General features: G+C 67.1%; 1 protein-coding gene and 2 pseudogenes. 1 reads left to right on the plus strand and 2 read right to left on the minus strand.

The annotated features are described in order from the left end of the window. Both TW83_RS16610 and TW83_RS16615 read right to left on the minus strand, forming a co-directional pair. A pseudogene (locus tag TW83_RS16610) lies at positions 1-232 on the minus strand (MFS transporter); the annotation flags it as partial. Further along, on the minus strand, positions 229-657 hold the full coding sequence (locus TW83_RS16615) for a MarR family transcriptional regulator (protein WP_045983896.1): 429 nt from the start codon (positions 655-657) through the stop codon (positions 229-231). The gene TW83_RS16615 and the pseudogene TW83_RS16610, both read right to left, overlap by 4 nt. Before the next feature lie 221 nt (positions 658-878). Here TW83_RS16615 and TW83_RS16620 point away from each other — a divergent pair. Next, positions 879-1,149 (plus strand): annotated as a pseudogene (locus TW83_RS16620) (ABC transporter substrate-binding protein); the annotation flags it as partial.

A 1,149-nucleotide genomic window follows, 5' to 3' on the forward strand; every position in this document is an offset into this window, starting at 1 on the left:
TGATCAGCAGCACCGGCAGCGCCGCGCGCGGGATCATGTAGACCGCCAGCAGCCAGGCCGCGCTGGTCGTGGTGATGCCCAGATCGCCCGCAAGCTGGGGCAGGCTGGTGGACACGAAGCCCTGCTGCAGGCCCTGCGACAGGCCGATCACGGTGGCGGCCAGCATATAGGCCACGGCCTGCAATCCGGGCAGCGGCGGATGCGGCGGCGGGGGTGCGGCAGGGGCGCTCATGTCCGGTCCATCCGTTCGATGTTGCGGGCGATCCGGTCCAGCACCTGGGCCGCGCGGTCCAGGTCCTGCGGATCGATTCCCTCTAGCACTTCGCCGCGCAGGCGGTGCGTGAATTCGACGATGGCGCTGTCGCGACCGCGTTCGGTCACGACCAGCCCGTTCTTGCGGCCGTCGCCATCCAGAGGACGCCGTTCGACGAAACCGCCGGCGACCAGGGCGTCGATCTGGCGTTTCAGGGTCGGCGCCTCGATCGCCAGTTCGGCGGCCAGTTCGGTCTGGGTGATGCCGTCGTGATGCGCCAGCGTCGTCAGCGCGCGCGCCCGTGACAGGGTCAGGCCCACGTCCCGCGCCCTGCGGTCATAGCTGCGCCGCAGGGTCCGCATGACCCGCAGCAGGGTATCAAGGATCGGGCTTTCGCGGGGCATGACGCGTCCTTTTGGCTGGTTCGTTAGCTAGCTAAGGATATCGTCGGCCGGCATCAATGCCCTGACCGAAAGAAATTTGCAGGATGTGCAATTTCGAGGCGCAGACGCATCACGGTTGCCAGTCGCGGATCGTGAACCTTAGTATACACTAATGATCCGGTCCCTTCTTGGGCTGGCCGCACAGGGCGTCGCCAAGCGCCGGAACCGATCGGGAGACATCGATGAAGCTGACCACCTTTCTGGCCACGGCCCTGGGCACCGCCGCCATCGGCGGCATGGCCGCCGCAGCCGACCTGCGCATCGGCCTGAACGAGGACCCGGATTCGCTGGATCCCGCACAGTCGCGGACCTTCGTGTCCTCGCTGGTCTATGAATCGCTGCGCGACCGGCTGCTGAACACCAATGCCGACATGGAGATCATCCCCGAACTGGCCACCGGCTGGGCCTGGTCCGATGACGGCAGGACGCTGACCCTGACGCTGCGCGAGGGGG

The organism is Paracoccus sp. S4493 (assembly GCF_000967735.1).
Taxonomy (GTDB): domain Bacteria; phylum Pseudomonadota; class Alphaproteobacteria; order Rhodobacterales; family Rhodobacteraceae; genus Paracoccus; species Paracoccus marcusii.